Consider the following 1,091-nt stretch of genomic DNA (forward strand, 5'->3'; position numbering starts at 1 on the left):
GGATGGGTCGTGAGTTGTATGCGGTGTATCCGGTGTTTGCTGGTGTGCTGGATGAGGTGTGTGCTGGGCTTGATGCCGGGTTGGGTCGGTCGTTGTTGTCGGTGGTGTTCGCTGAGGCGGGTTCTGCTGATGCCGATCTGATCGATGAAACGGCGTTCACGCAGGCGGGTTTGTTTGCGGTTGAGGTGGCGCTTTTCCGGCTGTTGGAGTCGTGGGGGGTGCGGGCTGACTTCCTTGTCGGGCATTCGGTGGGGGAGTTGGCGGCTGCTCATGTCTCGGGCGTGCTGTCGCTTGCCGATGCCTGTGAGCTGGTGGTGGCTCGTGGTCGGTTGATGCAGGAGTTGCCGGCCGGTGGTGCGATGGTGTCGCTTCGGGTTCCTGTCGATGAGGTGGCGGGGGTGGTGGCCGGGCGTGAGGAGGAGGTGTCGATCGCCGCGGTGAACGGTCCCGCGTCCACGGTGGTGTCGGGGGATGAGGGCGCGGTCGAGGAGATTGCCGAGCATTTCTCCGGGCTGGGCCGCAAGGTGCGGCGTTTGCGGGTGAGTCATGCTTTTCATTCGCCGCGGATCGAGCCGATGCTGGCGGAGTTCCGCCAGATCGCGGAAGGGTTGTCCTTCGGCGAGCCGCGTATTCCGATCGTGTCGAATGTGACCGGCAGGCAGATATCCGCGGAAGAGGTGTGCGCTCCGGAGTATTGGGTGGAGCACGCCCGTCAGCCGGTGCGATTCGCCGATGGCATTGGCTGGCTGGCCTCCCATGGCGCGACGGCCTTTGTGGAGGTGGGTCCGGGTGGGGCGTTGACCGCGATGGCCGCGGACTGCCTCGACGTGGATCACCCTGATCTGCTGACCGTGCCCACACTCCGCCGCGACCAGCCGGAGAGCCGCAGCGCCCTCACCGCTTGCGGGAACCTGTTCACCCACGGTGTGGCCGTCGACTGGCCGGCCGTCTTCGCGCGGTCCGCACCGCGCCGGGTGGAGCTGCCGACGTACGCCTTCCAGCGGGAGCGCTACTGGCTGACGGTCTCGAACGCCACGGGTGACCCGGCGGAGTTGGGTCTTGGTGCGGTGGAGCATCCGCTGCTGGCGGCC

1 protein-coding gene is annotated in these 1,091 nt (G+C 66.6%); it reads left to right on the forward strand.

Translation table 11 applies throughout. The features are described from left to right. On the forward strand, positions 1–1,091 hold a 1,091-nt coding region (locus tag IEY79_RS37080; RefSeq protein WP_189112056.1), incomplete at both ends, for an acyltransferase domain-containing protein.

Origin of the sequence: Streptomyces camponoticapitis (assembly GCF_014646115.1) — a bacterium.
In the GTDB taxonomy this organism is placed as follows: domain Bacteria; phylum Actinomycetota; class Actinomycetes; order Streptomycetales; family Streptomycetaceae; genus Streptomyces; species Streptomyces camponoticapitis.